At 66.6% G+C, this 15,546-nt stretch carries 15 protein-coding genes; 8 read left to right on the forward strand and 7 right to left on the reverse strand.

The genetic code is table 11. The features are described 5' to 3' along the window. Position 1 precedes the first annotated feature (1 nt). The 3 genes from coaE to VHA82_RS05710 are packed head-to-tail and all read left to right on the forward strand — an operon-like array spanning position 2 to position 1,600. A complete protein-coding gene (gene coaE, locus VHA82_RS05700; RefSeq protein WP_325541120.1) occupies positions 2–604 on the forward strand; it encodes a dephospho-CoA kinase in 603 nt (200 codons plus the stop codon). Between the two features lie 37 nt (positions 605–641). Continuing rightward, positions 642–1,394, forward strand: a complete 753-nt coding sequence (gene zapD / locus VHA82_RS05705) for a cell division protein ZapD (protein WP_325541122.1) — start codon at positions 642–644, stop codon at positions 1,392–1,394. Continuing rightward, positions 1,394–1,600, forward strand: coding sequence for a DNA gyrase inhibitor YacG (locus tag VHA82_RS05710; protein ID WP_325541124.1), 207 nt, complete (start codon positions 1,394–1,396; stop codon positions 1,598–1,600). Before zapD ends, VHA82_RS05710 begins: the two co-directional genes overlap by 1 nt. 50 nt (positions 1,601–1,650) lie before the next feature. On the opposite strand, the gene VHA82_RS05715 is transcribed toward VHA82_RS05710, so the two are convergent. The 4 genes from VHA82_RS05715 to VHA82_RS05730 form a co-directional block, all read right to left on the reverse strand. Then, positions 1,651–2,472, reverse strand: a complete 822-nt coding sequence (locus VHA82_RS05715) for a hypothetical protein (protein ID WP_325541126.1) — start codon at positions 2,470–2,472, stop codon at positions 1,651–1,653. Positions 2,473–2,590: 118 nt separating this feature from the next. After that, positions 2,591–3,388 carry a hypothetical protein gene (locus tag VHA82_RS05720; RefSeq protein ID WP_325541128.1) on the reverse strand — a complete coding sequence of 266 codons (798 nt, stop codon included), beginning with the start codon at positions 3,386–3,388 and terminating at the stop codon, positions 2,591–2,593. A 145-nt stretch (positions 3,389–3,533) separates the two neighbouring features. Then, positions 3,534–4,013 carry an NUDIX domain-containing protein gene (locus VHA82_RS05725; RefSeq protein WP_414708631.1) on the reverse strand — a complete coding sequence of 160 codons (480 nt, stop codon included), beginning with the start codon at positions 4,011–4,013 and terminating at the stop codon, positions 3,534–3,536. Continuing rightward, positions 4,010–4,882 (reverse strand): ATP-binding protein, encoded by an 873-nt coding sequence (locus tag VHA82_RS05730; RefSeq protein WP_325541130.1) that lies wholly within the window; start codon positions 4,880–4,882, stop codon positions 4,010–4,012. Before VHA82_RS05730 ends, VHA82_RS05725 begins: the two co-directional genes overlap by 4 nt. A gap of 78 nt (positions 4,883–4,960) precedes the next feature. Between VHA82_RS05730 and VHA82_RS05735 the strand changes: the two genes are divergently transcribed. Continuing rightward, positions 4,961–5,182 (forward strand): hypothetical protein, encoded by a 222-nt coding sequence (locus tag VHA82_RS05735; protein ID WP_325541132.1) that lies wholly within the window; start codon positions 4,961–4,963, stop codon positions 5,180–5,182. Here the strand turns inward: VHA82_RS05735 and argJ are convergent. The 3 genes from argJ to VHA82_RS05750 form a co-directional block, all read right to left on the reverse strand. Next, positions 5,160–6,386, reverse strand: a complete 1,227-nt coding sequence (argJ, locus tag VHA82_RS05740; protein ID WP_325541134.1) for a bifunctional glutamate N-acetyltransferase/amino-acid acetyltransferase ArgJ — start codon at positions 6,384–6,386, stop codon at positions 5,160–5,162. The genes VHA82_RS05735 and argJ overlap by 23 nt on opposite strands. A gap of 21 nt (positions 6,387–6,407) precedes the next feature. Beyond that, the gene (locus VHA82_RS05745; protein WP_325541136.1) at positions 6,408–6,848 is read right to left on the reverse strand and encodes a rhodanese-like domain-containing protein; all 441 of its coding nucleotides are present in this window, start codon (positions 6,846–6,848) and stop codon (positions 6,408–6,410) included. Between the two features lie 126 nt (positions 6,849–6,974). Next, the gene (locus tag VHA82_RS05750; RefSeq protein WP_325541137.1) at positions 6,975–8,246 is read right to left on the reverse strand and encodes an amidase; all 1,272 of its coding nucleotides are present in this window, start codon (positions 8,244–8,246) and stop codon (positions 6,975–6,977) included. A 204-nt stretch (positions 8,247–8,450) separates the two neighbouring features. On the opposite strand from VHA82_RS05750, the gene dctP reads away from it, so the two are divergent. The 4 genes from dctP (at position 8,451) to icmF (ending at position 15,487) form a co-directional block, all read left to right on the forward strand. After that, on the forward strand, positions 8,451–9,596 hold the full coding sequence (dctP, locus tag VHA82_RS05755; RefSeq protein ID WP_325541139.1) for a TRAP transporter substrate-binding protein DctP: 1,146 nt from the start codon (positions 8,451–8,453) through the stop codon (positions 9,594–9,596). Positions 9,597–9,626: 30 nt separating this feature from the next. Further along, a complete protein-coding gene (locus VHA82_RS05760; protein WP_325541140.1) occupies positions 9,627–10,721 on the forward strand; it encodes a TRAP transporter small permease subunit in 1,095 nt (364 codons plus the stop codon). Then, complete coding sequence (locus VHA82_RS05765) at positions 10,721–12,091, forward strand: TRAP transporter large permease subunit (protein WP_325541142.1); 1,371 nt, start codon at positions 10,721–10,723, stop codon at positions 12,089–12,091. Before VHA82_RS05760 ends, VHA82_RS05765 begins: the two co-directional genes overlap by 1 nt. Before the next feature lie 102 nt (positions 12,092–12,193). After that, positions 12,194–15,487 carry a fused isobutyryl-CoA mutase/GTPase IcmF gene (icmF, locus tag VHA82_RS05770; RefSeq protein ID WP_325541144.1) on the forward strand — a complete coding sequence of 1,098 codons (3,294 nt, stop codon included), beginning with the start codon at positions 12,194–12,196 and terminating at the stop codon, positions 15,485–15,487. Positions 15,488–15,546 lie beyond the last annotated feature (59 nt).

Raw genomic sequence — 15,546 nt, forward strand, 5'->3', positions numbered from 1 at the left:
GATGGTCCTGCGGATCGGGCTTACCGGCGGCATCGGCAGCGGCAAGAGCACCGTGCTGCAGATGCTCGTGGGCCACGGCGCCGCGGCGATCGACGCCGATGCGATCTCGCGGGCCACGACGGCCGCGGGCGGCGCGGCGATTGCCGAGCTCGCGCGGCAGTTCGGCGCGGACTTCGTCACGGCCGAAGGCGCCCTCGATCGCGCGAAGATGCGCGAACGCGTCTACGCGGACCCGGCGGCGCGCAGGCAGCTCGAAGCCATCGTGCATCCGCTCGTGGGCGTCGAGATCGAGCGGCAGGTGCGATCCGCCGTCGCATCGGCACACCGCGCGATCGTCTTCGACATCCCGCTGCTCGTGGAGTCCGGCCGCTGGCGCGCGCAGCTCGATCGCGTGCTGGTCGTGGACTGCTCGGGCCCGACGCAGGTGAGCCGCGTCGTCGAGCGCAGCGGCCTCGCGCCGAAGGAAGTGGAAGCGATCATCGCCGCGCAGGCGCCGCGCGCGGCGCGCCTCGCGGCCGCGGACATCGTGATTTGCAACGAAGCGTTGCCGCTTGGGGAGCTCGCGGGGGAAGTGGCGCAGGTGGCCGCGGCCTTCGGGCTATGATGCGGGCTGCCCAAACGCAGGCACCGGGCCGCATCGAGTGATCCTCTACGAATATCCGTTCAACGAACGCATCCGCACCTATTTGCGGCTGGAACATCTGTTTCGCCGCCTCGGCACCCTGATGTCGCGCGGCGAGGCGCTCGACCACCACTACGCGCTCGCCACGATCTTCGAGATCATGGACGTCGGCGCGCGAGCCGATCTCAAGTCCGACGTGATGAAGGACATCGACCGGCAGCGGCAGGTGCTCAACGGCTACCGGGGCAACCCCGCGATTTCCGAAAAGGTGCTCGACGAAGTCGTCGGCCAGCTCGACGCATGTTTTTCCGCGTTGAACAGCATGCCTGGCAAGGCGGGGCAGCCGCTGGCCGAAAACGAGTGGCTGATGAGCATCCGCAGCCGGGTGAACATCCCCGGCGGCACTTGCGAGTTCGACTTGCCTTCGTACTTCGCGTGGCAGCATCGATCGCCCAAGGCGCGCCAGGAAGACCTCGAGCGCTGGGCCTCCACACTCGGGCCGCTCGCGGAATCCATCCACCTGCTGCTCAGGCTGCTGCGCGACTCGGGCTCGCCGCAGAAAGTGATGGCGGCCAACGGCCAGCTGCAGCAGAACCTCCCGCAGGGGCGCACCTTCCAGCTTCTCAGACTCAGCATCGATCCGCAGCTCGGCCTCGTGCCGGAAATCAGCGGCAATCGCCTGATGGTCTCGGTGCGGCTCATGAAGCAGGAAGGCGAGCGGCTGCAGGCGAGCGGCGACGCCGCGTCGTTCGAACTCACGCTGTGTTCGTGATGACGGCAGGCCAGGCCGCGGCGCGGATCGTGCGCTGCCCGGTCTGCCGCGGCGAGAGCGTGTATGCCCCCTCGAATCCGTATCGGCCGTTTTGCAGCGAACGCTGCAAGAGCATCGATCTGGGGGATTGGGGCAACGAGCGGTTTCGCGTGCCGGACGAGACGCCGCCGGATGATCAGCCGTTCGGAGATCCGAAGACGCGGTGAGGTGGCGGGACGCGCCGTTGCCGGCGCGTTTGGCCACCATCGGCCTCCTGCTACTTGGTTTCTTCCTCGGAGTCCGACCCTTCCGGGGCGGCGTTCTGACCATGGAACCGCGAGAGGAGGACCACATCCTCTACGGCTTTCTTGAGTGCCTCCCGGACCTCCTGATCGGCGTCGACGTCCGGATTCGTTGCCTGGTACGCCTGCCAAGCTTGCATCGCATGACGAATGGCATTGGCGGATTCCACATCGGACGGGCCCGAGACCGAGCCGGCATGGCGCTCGAAGACTGCGGCGAGCTCATTCGCCTTCGCGAGGAATTCGGCGCGAAGACCGCGCTGCCGCGCAATCTCCTCGCGACGACGCGAAATCTCCTGGGCGATCCTGTCGGTCACCTCGGCTGCGGCGTGCTTCTTCACGCACTTCTCGTGCAGATCCCGCAAGGAGCGATCGCCCAGGCGCGAAAGGAAGTTGTCCACCTCACTCAGGAAGCGCTGCCTCGCGCCGTGCACGTTCGGATGCTGGCTGTCGTTTCCGAGAGCTGCGAGTTCGACCGCGCAATTGCGCACCAGCCGGCAGATCACCGAATCGATGCCGCCTCCCTCGTTCTTTCCTCGAAGGAAAATCGACAGGGTATTTGCGGAACGGCTGAATCGAGTTTCGGCTTCCGACAAGACGACGCGGGGCCCGCTGTTCGTTTCGTCTTCTCGCGCGCGGCCCGGGACGGGACGCACATCGGACGGACGTCGGTCCCCGGGGCCGCGCGCCTCGGCGGCCTTTTCGGGCGTGAAGGTCCCCGAGGGCGCCACGCCGGCAGCGGGCGTGAAGCCGGCAAGGCCGGCGGAAGTGGTGGTCGTTTCGGTGGCTGAATGCATGATGTGGTTTCGTGAGTGGATGCGCAGGTGGGTAACGGCTGCGGCCGGGGAGTTCCCTTCGAAAGTCTTGTCCCTTCGGACAGAGACGCCGCGCGCCGCCGTCATTCCTGCGAGGTCCCTATGAACCCGTAGCCGCTCGGCCGCTCTCCCGCCGGGCCACGATGGATTCGATCTCCCGCGCGAATCGCGGAATGTGGCGCCCCAGTGCATCGAGGTCGAGCAGGGCCAGCTCTGTATTCACCTCGAGAGCAGGCACCTGAGAAACGAGGTCCTTGTCGAATTGTTCCAGTGCGTTCGCGAATACGTGATCGGTGGGAGCGGGTCCGTCAGGCTGGTACGCCAGGTAGCGACCCAAATGCTCGACTGCCGGTTTCACGAGGGGCAAAGCCGACTCGTCCTTCGATGCCGTTGCGAGAGCGCCCGCCGATTGCAGGAATTGCGCGCGACAAATCCCGGCGGCGACTTCGGGGGGCATGGGCCCGGGCCACTCGTCCTGCAGCCGAACCAGCTGCCGAGAGTCGAATCTCGGCAGGAGTTTGTCCAGGTCGTTCAGAAAATCCTGTTTTGCCTGGCATGCCTCACCCCGTTGGACCGGATCGTTGCTCATGGAATTCGGGGCCGCGGCTTCGAGCGCCGCAAGCTTCTCGGCCGCTTCGAGGACGTTTGCCAGCAGGAAGTCGGCCGCGTTCATTCCCTCGACCTTGCTCTTGGTGAGCGTCCGCACGAACTTCGCGGCCTTGACGAACGCCGTCTCTTTGGGAGACGCGACGTGCGCGCGTCCCTCCACCGGCTTCGTCGCCTTGTCGGCGTCCGCTCGGAGCCGAGCCGACGCGCGGGGCTCCAGACCGGAATCGGCCGGCCTCACCGATCCGGCGGTGTCGCCATTGACATCGAGGGACGACGGGGTGACTCGCATGAAGGTTCCTTTCGAGGTCGTTACCGAGTGGGTAACGATCCGGGTAAACCGGTTCCGCGAGGCGGACATACGAAAGGCGGGCACGAAAGGCGGGCACGTAAGGCGGGCACGAAAGGCGGGCACGAAAGGCGGGTGCCCGGCCGGCTCACTCCTCGACGCTGTGCGTCGCACCCGCGAATCCGCGCTCCTCGGCAAACCATTCCAGCACCGGCACCGTGCCCGGCAGCACGGGGACCACTTTCACCGGCAGCTCCTCCCACGCACACGCCTGCCCTTCATGCATGTGCAGCTCGCCGGTCCATTCGTACACCTTCAGGAAGTTCAGCCGTACCAGAGCATGCGGATAGTCGACACGCTGCACGTGCCACGGATGCGCCGCGCCGATCGTGATGCCGATCTCTTCCTGCAGTTCGCGCCTGAGCGCCTCTTCCACGGTCTCTCCGCGCTCGACCTTGCCGCCCGGAAACTCCCAGTAGCCCTCGTACACCTTGCCCGGCGGCCGGCTCGTGAGGAGGAAGCGGCCGTCGGGGCGGATCAGCACGCCGACCGCGACTTCGACTTCGCCGCGATGCGCGCCGCCCGCGCGTGCGCGATCGGCATCGGCCACGATGGTGGAGTTGCTCACGCCTCGTGTCTTCCCGCGTAGTCCCGCGCGAACTGATATGCCACGCGTCCGCTGCGCGAGCCGCGCTCGAGCGCCCAGACGAGCGACTCGTGACGCGCCGCCTGCACGGCATCGGCACTCACGCCGAAGTGCAGCAGCCACTGCGCCGTGATCGCGAGGTATTCCTCCTGGTTGAACGGGTAGAAGCTCACCCACAGGCCGAAGCGTTCCGACAGCGAAATCTTCTCTTCCACCGCTTCGCCGGGATGCACCTCGCCGTCGTCGGTGTGCTTGTAGGTGAGGTTCTCCTTCATGTACTCGGGCAGGAGGTGGCGGCGGTTGCTCGTCGCGTAGATCAGCACGTTGGGCGTGGCCGCGGCAACCGAGCCGTCGAGGATCGACTTGAGCGCCTTGTAGCCCGGCTCGCCCTCCTCGAAGCTCAGGTCGTCGCAGAAGACGATGAATTTCTCGGGGCGCGCGGCGACCACGTCGACGATATCGGGCAGGTCCACCATGTCGGTCTTGTCGACTTCGATGAGGCGCAGGCCCTGCGGCGAATATTCGTTGAGGCACGCCTTGATGAGCGAGGATTTGCCCGTGCCGCGTGCGCCGGTGAGGAGCACGTTGTTGGCGGTGTGGCCCTGCACGAACTGCTGCGTGTTGCGCTGGATCTTTTCCTTCTGCGGGTCGATTTCCTTCAGGTCGTCGAGGCGGATCGTGGCGAGGTTGCGCACCGGCTCCAGCACGCCGTGGCCGGAGGAGCGCTTGCGGTAGCGCCACGCGACGGAAGCGGTCCAGTCGGGCGAGGTGAGGGGCTGGGGGAGGATGGCTTCGATGCGGGCCAGCAATTCGCCCGCGTGGGCGATGAGCTGTTCGAATTTCTCGTTCATGGGCGCTCTGGATTCCCGCTTTCGCGGGAATGACGGGGAGGGGGCGGGAATGGCCGCGAGGTGAGGGATGCGGGCGAGATGACGGATGCGGGCGAGGTGAGGGGTGCGGGCGAGGTGACGGGTGCGGGCGAGGTGAGGGATGCGGGCGAGGTGACGGATGCGGGCGAGGTGAGGGATGCGGGCGAGGTGAGGGATGCGGGCGAGGTGACGGGTGGTCGTGAGATCACGGATGGTCGTGTGGTCACGAACGGCGCCGAGGTCACGGACTGCGGCGAGGTCACGAGCGGTAATCCGCGTTGATGCTCACGTAGTCGTGACTCAGGTCGCAGGTCCACACCTGATCGGCGACCGCGCCGCGGCCGAGTGCCACACGCACCGTGATCTCGCTTTGCTTCATCACGCGCTGGCCGTCCTCCTCGCGATACGCGGGATGCCGGCCGCCCGCCACCGCGACATGCACTTCATCGAGATACAGGTCGATCTTCGTCTGGTCGAGGTCCGCGATGCCGGCATAGCCGACGGCGGCCAGGATGCGCCCGAGGTTCGGGTCGCTCGCGAAGAACGCGGTCTTCACGAGCGGCGAGTGCGCGATCGCATACGCGACGTTCAGGCATTCGTCCTTCGAAGCGCCGCCTTCCACGCGCACGGTGATGAACTTGGTGGCGCCTTCGCCGTCGCGCACGATGGCCTGAGCCAGCAGTCGCGCCACTTCCAGCATCGCGGCTTTCAGCGCGCGGCCCGCGTCGCCGTCGAACGACGTCACCGGCGCATGCCTCGCCTGGTTCGTCGCCATCACGATGAACGAATCGTTGGTCGACGTGTCGCCGTCGACCGTCGCGCGGTTGAACGATCCTTCCGCGAGATCGAACGCGAGCGGCTGCATCAGCTTCGCGTCGATGCACGCATCGGTCGCGACAAAGCCGAGCATGGTCGCCATGTTCGGCCGGATCATCCCCGCGCCCTTGGCGATGCCCGTGACCGTGACGGTCGCGCCATCGATCGTCACCTGCCGGCTCACCGCCTTCGGCAGCGTGTCGGTGGTCATGATCCCTTCGGCCGCGCGCAGCCAGTGGCCGGGGGCGGCATCGGCCACTGCCGCGGGCAGCCCCGCAACGATGCGGTCCACGGGCAGCGGCTCCATGATCACGCCGGTGGAAAGCGGCAGCACCTGCTCGGGCGCGAGATCGAGTTGCCGCGCGAGTGCCGCGCAGGTGGAACGCGCGCGCGCGAGCCCGTCCTCGCCGGTGCCTGCGTTCGCATTGCCCGTGTTGACGACGAGCGCGCGGATGCCGCCGCGCAGCAGGTGTTCGCGGCACACCTGCACGGGCGCCGCGCAGAAGCGGTTCTGCGTGAAGACGCCCGCCACGTGCGTGCCCGCATCGAGCAGGACGACGGTGAGGTCCTTGCGGTTCGCCTTGCGCACGCCGGCTTCGGCCACGCCGATGCGCACCCCGGGCACGGGATGAAGCTGCGCCTCGGTGGGCGCGGTGAGATTGACGGCCATGAGTTCCCGGTTCGTTGTGGTTCAGTTCTGGCGCCAGGGCAGCCCGCGGAAGCGCCAGCCGCCGTGGTTGCCGCGGTGCCCATCCTGGTCGCGTTCGCCTTCGAAGCCTTCGAGCACGTTGTACGCCTGGATGCCGAGTTCCGTCGCGCGGCGCGCGGCCGCGATGGAGCGCACGCCGCTGCGGCACAGGAGCACCGCCTTCTTCCCCTGCGCGGCGCGCACGATGGCCGAGTCGAAGTCCTGGTTCATCACCATGCCCGGCCACTGCTTCCATGCGAGGTGCAAGGCGCCGGGGACGAAGCCGACCCACTCGCGCTCGGCGTCGCTGCGGATGTCGATGAGGACCGCCTCGCCCTCGCTCGCCCACTTCCAGGCGAGCTCGGGCGTCACGTCGCCCGCATAGCCCTCGGCAGGCCTCGGCTTGAGTCGATCGTCCCTGGGTAGCGGTGCTGGCGCGCTCATGCCGCCAATTTTGCCAGCCCCGTGGCGAGCGCGCTGCGAGATGGCAGATGAGTCACACTGCAGTCATTCCCGCGCAGGCGGGAATCCAGGGCGTCGCGAGTTCATCGCGGCGAGAAGCAGCCGAGTTCACGGGCCGACGCGCCCCTCGAGCCAGCTCGCGATCCGCAGCAGCCGCATGTCCGCACCGCGCGCGCCCACCAGCTGCAGGCCGATCGGCAGGCCCTCGGGGCTCTTCAGCAGCGGCACGTTGCACGCGGGCACGCCCGCGAGCGACCAGGGCGTGCAAAAGGCCGGGTCTCCGGTCGATTCCAGCCCGAGCGGTGCCACGCCGAACGTGCCGGGCGTGACGATCGCGTCGTACACCGAGAACACCTCCCCGAGCGCGGAACGCAGCGCCTGCGCGCCGGACTGCGCGCGCTGGTAGCCGAAGGCGCTCGTCTCGCGCCCGCGCGCGAGCTGGCCTTGCAGCGAGGGCGAGAGCTCATGGCGCCGGTCCCATTCGGCGCGCAGGTGGAAAGCCATTTCGGCTTCCATGATCGTCGTGTGCCAGTCCCACGCCGGCTCCAGCGCGGCGGGCAGTTCCCATTCCTCGCAGTCGCCGCCGAGCCGCTCGAGCATCTCGTCGAACGCGGCGCGCAACGCGGGTTCGGTGCGAGGCCACAGCGGCGTTCGCACGAATGCGAGCCGAGGCGGCGCCGCGAGCGGTTGCGCGGGCGCGAACGCACCCAGCGCGCCGCACACGAGCTCCAGGTCTTCGAGCGACGTGCCGAAAAACCCCACCGTATCCAGCGAAGGCGACACGCGCAGCACGCCCTCCAGCGTGAGCGCGCCGTGGGTCGGCTTCAGCGCATGCACGCCGCAGAACCCCGCGGGGCGGATCACCGAACCGTTCGTCTGCGTGCCGAGCGCGAGCGGCACCATGCCCGCCGCCACCGCCGCCGCGGAACCCGAGGACGATCCGCCCGGCGTGCGAGTCGCATCGAGCGGATTGCGCGTCTTTCCCGGCGAGTAAGTCGCGAGTTCGGTGGTGACGGTCTTGCCGAGGATCACGGCGCCGGCCGCGCGCAGCGCCCACACGACCGCGGCGTCCGATGCGGGCCTGCGCCCGGCATGCACGACCGTGCCGAGCTCGGTGGGCATGTCGGCGGTGTCGACGATGTCCTTGATGCCGACCGGCACGCCGTGCAACGGACCGCACGGGCCGCCCGCATCGCGCAGCCGATCGCACGCGCGCGCCTGTTCGATCGCATGCTGCTCGTCCAGCCACTGCCACGCCCCGACAGCGGGTTCGCGTTCGCGGATTCGATCGAGGCAATCGCGCACGACCTGTTCGGCGCTCGTTTCGCCCGAAGCGATGCTGCGCGCCGCGGCTGCCGCGCCGCTCGACGACCGACTCATGAGTGAACCTCTCGCCGGCGCCATGCCAGCCCACCGCGACGATAGCGTGCCGAAGCGTTGCGTTCAACTGCAGGGTTCGCGTTTGTCCTAGTCCGTCGCGTCACACGCGGAGCGCAAGATCGCGCGTCGGACAGGGTGGGTCATCCCCCCGCCATGCCCACGCCCCATGCCCGTTCAGCGGGTTTTCGGTGAAGGAGAAACGATATGGCGACAGATCGTGCGATGAACCACCCATCGGCAGTCGGCGCAGGCGCCACGCGGCGCGCGCTCCTCAGGACATCGGGCGTGGCGGCGGCCGGCGCGGCCGTGGCGCTCTCCGCGCCCTTCGTTCGCAACGCGCGGGCGGCGGAGACGACGGTCTGGAAGGTGCAGACTTCCTGGCCGGCGGGTGTCGGGCTGCAGACCTTCAAGAACTGGTGCGGCACCATCAAGGAAAAGACCGGTGGCGAGCTGGAGTTCAAGCCGTTCGCAGCCAAGGAAGTCGTGGGGGACTTCGAGCTGCTCGACGGCGTGAAGAACGGCGTGCTGGAGGCGATGAATTCTTTCACGCTCTACTGGGCGGGCAAGTTGCCGGCCACGGCGTTCCTTTCTTCCTACCTCATGGGCCTGCGCTACCCGCACGAGTGGGACATCTTCTTCTACAGCAAGGGCGGCCTGCAGGCGGCGCGCGAGATCTTCGCGAAGCAGGGCCTGATGTACGTGAACCGCATCCATCACGGGCCGAACATCATCCACAGCAAGAAGCCGATCCGCGGCATCGAGGACTTCAAGGACCTCAAGCTGCGCGTGCCGGGCGGGATGATTGCCGAAGGCTTCGCCGCCATCGGTGCGAAGACGACGCTGCTGCCCGGCGGCGAAGTGTTCTCGGCACTCGAGAAGGGCACCATCGAGGCCGCCGACTACACGGGCCCGGCGGTGAACTGGGACCTCGGCTTCCAGCAGGTGTCGAAGTACATCTGGACCGGGCCGCCGGGGCTCGAGTCGATCTACCAGCCGGTGGACCTGATGGACTTCTGCGTGCGCATGGACGTGTGGAACAAGCTGTCGCCGGCCATGAAGCGCTGGGTCGATGACGAGGTCCAGGTCTATTCGAACGAACACCACGCCGCGATCCAGAAGGCGGACATGGAAGCCTGGGGCAAGTTCGAGAAGGCCGGCACGCAGATCACGCGGCTGCCGGCGCAGGACCTGCCGAAGTTCCAGCGGGTGGCGGTGCCGATCTGGTTCAAGTGGGCCAACAAGGACAAGGACGCCGCGCGCCTGTTCAAGCTGCAGCTGGAGGTCATGGAGTCGCACACCTGCGGCTACGTCACGCCGGACATGTACAAGGGCCTGAAGATAGACGCCTGAGGCAATCACTCCAAGGCCCGTCCAGATCCGATGCCGAGCATCAGTTTCGTCCTCCCGCATTGGCTCTACTGGTCGGGCCTCATCTTCTTTCCCCTCATTGCCGCGTGGCTGGCACGGCGGCAGATGGAGAATCCCCCGGACGGGCGCCCGACCTACCCCATCGCGTACCTGTTCTGGGCGCTTGCGGGCTACCTGGGCATCCACCGCTTCTACCTGCGAAGTGCCTGGGGATTCGTCTTCATTCCGTTCTTTCTCGGCATCGTCTATTGCAACGCGCAGACGCTGCAGGTGCGTGACGAGACTTCGCGTACACGAGCAGCGCTCGAAGCGGTCCAGGATGCAGCCGGCCAGGCCGACCCGGCGGACGCGGCAAAGGCCAAGGCCGAAGTCGAGGCGAAGCAGCGCGATTTCGACAGAGCCAAGGGAGTCACGGACTACTGGCACACAATGACCGGCCGGGTCGCGATGGTTCTTGCGCTGATGCTGGTGGTCGACGCCTTCCTGCTGCCGGGGCTCGTGCGCCGACGCCGCGAACATGAACTGCAGAATCGCTTCCGCCAGACGGTGGAGCTGCCTCCCGACGAAGTGCATGAAGGCGGCGTCGGGCAGGCCGCGTCGCTGGGCATGCACACGAAGTTCACGAACTGGATCGACGACATCAACACGCGCATCGGCGCCTTCGTCGCCTGGTGGGCGGTCATCGCGGTATTCGCCTACTACTACGAGGTGATGGCGCGCTACATCTTCAACTCGCCGACCAACTGGGTGCACGAGAGCATGTTCCTCATGTTCGGCATGCAGTACATGCTGTGCGGCGCGTTCGCCTACAAGGAGGACCAGCACGTGCGCGTGGACGTGGTCTACGCGCAGCTGTCCAGGCGGGGCAAGGCCATCGCCGACATCGTGACCTCGGTGTTCTTCTTCATCTTCATCCTTACCATGCTGTGGACCAGCGCGCGCTTCGCGATGGACGCCGTCAATGTCGGCGAACATTCGTTCACCGAGTGGGGCGTGCAGTACTGGCCGGTCAAGCTCACCATGCCCATCGGCGCGTTGCTGCTCACCATGCAGGGCGTCGCCAAACTCATCAAGGACATCATCATCGTGCGCGAGGAGATCGCCTGATGGGCTTCGAGATCGGCATCGGCTGGCTCACGATCCTGCTGTTCGGCTCGCTCGCCCTGCTGCTCGCGCTCGGGCTGCCGATGGCGTTCTGCACCGGCAGCCTCGCTGTCATCTACCTGTACGTCTTCGGCAACGGCAGCGTGCTCAACATGCTGCCTTCGCGCGTGTTCCCGTTCATGACGGACTACCAGCTGTCGGCCGTGCCGCTGTTCATCTTCATGGCGGCCGTGCTGGAGAAGGCCGGGATCATCGAGGAGCTGTTCGACGTCATCTACAAGTGGCTGGGCGCGGTGAAAGGCGGCCTCGCCTCGGCGACGGTGGTGGCCTGCACGATCCTCGCGGCGATGGTCGGCGTGGTCGGGGCGACGGAAGTGACCATGGGCATGATCGCCCTGCCCGCGATGCTGCGCCGCGGCTACGACCCCAAGCTCGCGTGCGGCGCGCTGCTGGCAGGCGGCACGCTGGGCATCCTGATCCCGCCATCGGTGATGGCCATCGTGTATGCGGTCGTCGCGCAGCAGTCGCTGGGCGAGTTGCTGATCGGCTCCGTGTTCCCGGGACTGCTGCTGTCTGGCATCTACATCGGCTACGTGACTATCCGGTGCTACGTCAATCCGAGCCTCGGCCCCGCGCTGCTGCCCGAGGAGCGCGTGGACTTCAAGGAGAAGCTGCGCCTGCTGCGCAACACGATCGCCCCCATCCTCGTCATCCTGCTGGTGCTGGGCGTGATCTTCTTCGGCATCGCCACACCGGTGGAAGCGGCCGGTATCGGCACCTTCGGCGCGCTGATCGTGTGCGCGCTGCATCGGCGCCTGACGTGGGTGGCGTTGTACGAAGCAGGCATGGCCACCCTGAAGGCCACGGCCATGGTGATGTGGATCTTCTTCGGCGCCACGATGTTCGTCGGCTTCTTCATCGTGAAGGGCGGCCAGACCTACGTGTCCGACCTCATCATCGGGACGGGCCTGCCCGCCTACGGAGTACTGTTCCTCATGATGGCAGTACTGTTCGTCCTGGGCATGTTCCTCGACTGGGTGGGCATCCTGCTGCTCACCGTGCCGATCTTCCTGCCGATCATGAAGAGCCTCGCGTTCTCCGGCGTGTTCGGCATCGATGGCGTGAAGCCCGACGACATCCCGCTGTGGTATGGCGTGATCTTCATGGTGAACATGCAGATGGCGTTCCTCAGCCCGCCGTTCGGCTACTCCCTGTTCTACCTGAAGAGCGTCGCGCCCAAGGAGATCACCATGGCGATGATCTTCCGCAGCGCGGTCCCGTTTCTGTGCCTTCAGGCGCTCGGCCTGTCGCTTTGCATCATCTTCCCGAAGATCGTGCTGTGGCTGCCGAGCCTGGTTTACGCCGGCAAGTAAGAGAGCGAGAGACGAGCGCCTTCGGGGATGGACAAACGTCGCACCCACAATTGACGTTTACGTAAACGTCAATTAAGCTGCGGGTTCCCTGGAGCTCTGCCCATGACCGACCTCTCCGCCGAATTCAAGGCGCTCGCCAGCTATCGTCCCACGCACAAGGTGCGCTTCGTCACGGCTGCCAGCCTGTTCGACGGGCACGACGCCGCCATCAACATCATGCGGCGCATCCTGCAGGGCATGGGCGCGGAGGTGATCCACCTCGGCCACAACCGCAGCGTGGACGAAGTCGTGACCGCCGCGCTGCAGGAAGACGCGCAGGGCATCGCCGTGAGCTCCTACCAGGGCGGCCACGTCGAATACTTCAAGTACATGGTGGACCTGCTGAGGTCGCGCGGCGGCGAGCACATCCGGGTCTTCGGCGGCGGCGGCGGCGTGATCGTGCCCTCCGAAATCAGCGAGCTGCAGGACTACGGCGTGGCGCGCATCTACAGCCCCGAGGACGGGCAGAAGATGGGCTTGCAGGGGATGATCGGCGAGATGGTCATGCGCTGCGACCATGACCTCGCGCCCTACGCGCCGCACGACATCGCGGCGATCCAGGGCCACGAGGAAAGACACTGGCGCGCGCTCGCGCAGCTCATCACCGCGCTGGAAAGCGGCAGCGCGGACGCTCAGCTGGTCCAGGCGATCCGGATGGATGCGGATACGCGGCACGTGCCGGTGCTCGGCGTCACCGGAACGGGCGGCGCGGGCAAGTCGTCTCTCACGGACGAGCTCGTGCGCAGGCTGCGCCTCGACCAGGACGACGCCTTGCGCGTGGCCGTGATCTCGATCGATCCGTCGCGCAGGAAAAGCGGCGGCGCCTTGCTCGGCGACCGCATCCGCATGAATGCGATCGGGCCGTGGCAGCAGGGGGCGCGTGTCTACATGAGATCGCTCGCGACGCGCGACTTCGGCAGCGAAATCTCGCAGGCCCTGCCGGATGTGATCGCCGCGTGCAAGGCGGCCGGATTCGACCTCGTGATCGTCGAGACCTCCGGTATCGGCCAGGGCGACGCGGCCATCGTGCCGCACGTGGACATTCCGCTTTACGTCATGACGCCGGAGTTCGGCGCGGCAAGCCAGCTCGAGAAGATCGACATGCTCGACTTCGCCGAGTTCGTGGCCATCAACAAGTTCGACCGCAAGGGCGCGGCCGATGCGCTGCGCGACGTGGCGAAGCAGGTGCAGCGCAACAAGGAGGCCTTTCGCCAGCGGCCCGATGAAATGCCCGTGTTCGGCACGATGGCCGCGCGCTTCAACGACGACGGCGTGACGGCGCTCTTCCAGGCGATGAAGCCGCGTCTTGCGGAACTCGGCCTCGCGCTGAAGGCCGGCCGCCTGCCGCAGGTCGACGTGCGCCACAGCACGAACCAGATGCCGGTGGTTCCGCCCGCGCGCACGCGCTATCTCGCCGAAATTTCCGAGACCGTGCGCGCGTACAAGAAGAAGGCGCGCAGCGAGGCAAAGCTCGCGCGCGAGATTCAGCAGCTGCGCGCGGCCGCCGAGATGCTGCGCGTGGACAAGCCCGACAAGGCGCGCGCTTCGGAGGCCGCGGAAGACCTCGCCGTCCAACGCGATGCGCTGCAGGATTCCTCGGCGAAGAAGCTGCTCGCGCAGTGGCCCGCGATGCGAAAGGCCTATGCGGGCGACGAATACGTCGTGAAGATTCGCGACCGCGAAATCCGCACGAAGCTCACGACGAAGTCGCTCTCGGGCACGACGATCCGCAAAGTCGTGCTGCCGCAGTACGAGGACCACGGCGAGATCCTGAAGTGGCTCATGCTCGAGAACGTGCCCGGCAGCTTCCCCTACACGGCGGGCACCTTCGCCTTCAAGCGCGAGAACGAGGACCCCACGCGCATGTTCGCGGGCGAGGGCGACGCGTTTCGCACCAACCGCCGCTTCAAGCTGCTGTCGGCCGGCATGCCGGCCAAGCGCCTGTCCACGGCGTTCGATTCCGTCACGCTCTACGGCAACGAGCCCGACCCGCGCCCCGACATCTACGGCAAGGTCGGCAACTCGGGCGTGTCGATCGCGACGCTCGACGACATGAAGGTGCTCTATTCGGGCTTCGATCTCTGCGATCCCGCGACCTCGGTCTCGATGACGATCAACGGCCCCGCGCCCACGATCCTCGCGATGTTCATGAACACCGCGATCGACCAGAACATCGAGAAGTTCACCGCGGACAACGGCCGCGAGCCGACCGACACCGAGCTCGCAAAGATCCGCGAATGGGTGCTCGCCAACGTGCGCGGCACCGTGCAGGCCGACATCCTGAAGGAAGACCAGGGCCAGAACACCTGCATCTTCTCCACCGAGTTCTCGCTGAAGGTGATGGGCGACATCCAGGCGTACTTCGTCCACCACAACGTGCGCAATTTCTATTCGGTGTCGATTTCCGGCTATCACATCGCCGAGGCCGGCGCGAACCCGATCTCGCAACTCGCGTTCACGCTTTCCAACGGCTTCACGTTCGTGGAGGCGTATCTCGCGCGCGGCATGCACATCGACGACTTCGCGCCGAACCTGAGCTTTTTCTTCTCCAACGGCATGGACCCGGAATACACCGTGATGGGCCGCGTGGCGCGCCGCATCTGGGCGGTGGCGATGAAGGAGAAGTACGGCGCCAACGAGCGCAGCCAGAAGCTGAAGTACCACATCCAGACGTCGGGCCGGTCGCTGCACGCGCAGGAGATCGCCTTCAACGACATCCGCACCACGCTGCAGGCGCTGATCGCGATCTACGACAACTGCAACTCGCTGCACACGAACGCGTACGACGAGGCGATCACGACGCCCACCGAGGAAAGCGTGCGCCGCGCGATGGCGATCCAGCTCATCATCAACCGCGAATGGGGGCTCGCGAAGAACGAGAATCCGAGCCAGGGCGCTTTCATCGTCGAGGAGCTCACCGAACTCGTGGAAGAGGCCGTGCTCGCGGAGTTCGAACGCATCAGCGAACGCGGCGGCGTGCTCGGCGCGATGGAGACGGGCTACCAGCGCGGACGCATCCAGGACGAGAGCATGCACTACGAGATGCTCAAGCACACGGGTGAGTATCCGATCGTCGGCGTGAACACGTTTCGCAATCCGCATGGCGACTCGATGCCGCAGACGCTCGAGCTCGCGCGCAGCACCGAAGAGGAAAAGCAAAGCCAACTGAAGCGCCTGCGCGACTTCCATGCGCGCCACGCGAAGGCGGCGCCCGCGATGCTCGCGCGTCTTCGGCAAGCCGTGATCGACAACCGCAACGTGTTCGAGGTGCTGATGGATGCCGTGCGCGTGTGCTCGCTCGGACAGATCACCCATGCCCTGTTCGAGGTGGGCGGACAGTACCGCCGCAACATGTGATGGACGAATCGGCGACTGCGCGTCACCGTGCGGTGCATCCCCGGCACTGCCTGGCGCGA

Origin of the sequence: Ramlibacter sp., from assembly GCF_035548915.1 — a bacterium.
In the GTDB taxonomy this organism is placed as follows: Bacteria; Pseudomonadota; Gammaproteobacteria; order Burkholderiales; family Burkholderiaceae_C; genus Ramlibacter.

Bases quoted from the DNA above. Each gene is read 5' to 3' on its own strand.
- coaE (WP_325541120.1), top strand. From the start codon at position 2: ATGGTCCTGCGGATCGGGCTTACCGGCGGCATCGGCAGCGGCAAGAGC.
- VHA82_RS05760 (WP_325541140.1), top strand. From the start codon at position 9,627: ATGCCGAGCATCAGTTTCGTCCTCCCGCATTGGCTCTACTGGTCGGGC.
- argJ (WP_325541134.1), bottom strand. From the start codon at position 6,386: ATGGCCGTCAATCTCACCGCGCCCACCGAGGCGCAGCTTCATCCCGTG.
- dctP (WP_325541139.1), top strand. From the start codon at position 8,451: ATGGCGACAGATCGTGCGATGAACCACCCATCGGCAGTCGGCGCAGGC.
- VHA82_RS05730 (WP_325541130.1), bottom strand. From the start codon at position 4,882: ATGAACGAGAAATTCGAACAGCTCATCGCCCACGCGGGCGAATTGCTG.
- VHA82_RS05750 (WP_325541137.1), bottom strand. From the start codon at position 8,246: ATGAGTCGGTCGTCGAGCGGCGCGGCAGCCGCGGCGCGCAGCATCGCT.
- VHA82_RS05715 (WP_325541126.1), bottom strand. From the start codon at position 2,472: ATGCATTCAGCCACCGAAACGACCACCACTTCCGCCGGCCTTGCCGGC.
- VHA82_RS05710 (WP_325541124.1), top strand. From the start codon at position 1,394: ATGACGGCAGGCCAGGCCGCGGCGCGGATCGTGCGCTGCCCGGTCTGC.
- VHA82_RS05765 (WP_325541142.1), top strand. From the start codon at position 10,721: ATGGGCTTCGAGATCGGCATCGGCTGGCTCACGATCCTGCTGTTCGGC.
- VHA82_RS05720 (WP_325541128.1), bottom strand. From the start codon at position 3,388: ATGCGAGTCACCCCGTCGTCCCTCGATGTCAATGGCGACACCGCCGGA.
- icmF (WP_325541144.1), top strand. From the start codon at position 12,194: ATGACCGACCTCTCCGCCGAATTCAAGGCGCTCGCCAGCTATCGTCCC.
- VHA82_RS05735 (WP_325541132.1), top strand. From the start codon at position 4,961: ATGACGGATGCGGGCGAGGTGAGGGGTGCGGGCGAGGTGACGGGTGCG.
- VHA82_RS05745 (WP_325541136.1), bottom strand. From the start codon at position 6,848: ATGAGCGCGCCAGCACCGCTACCCAGGGACGATCGACTCAAGCCGAGG.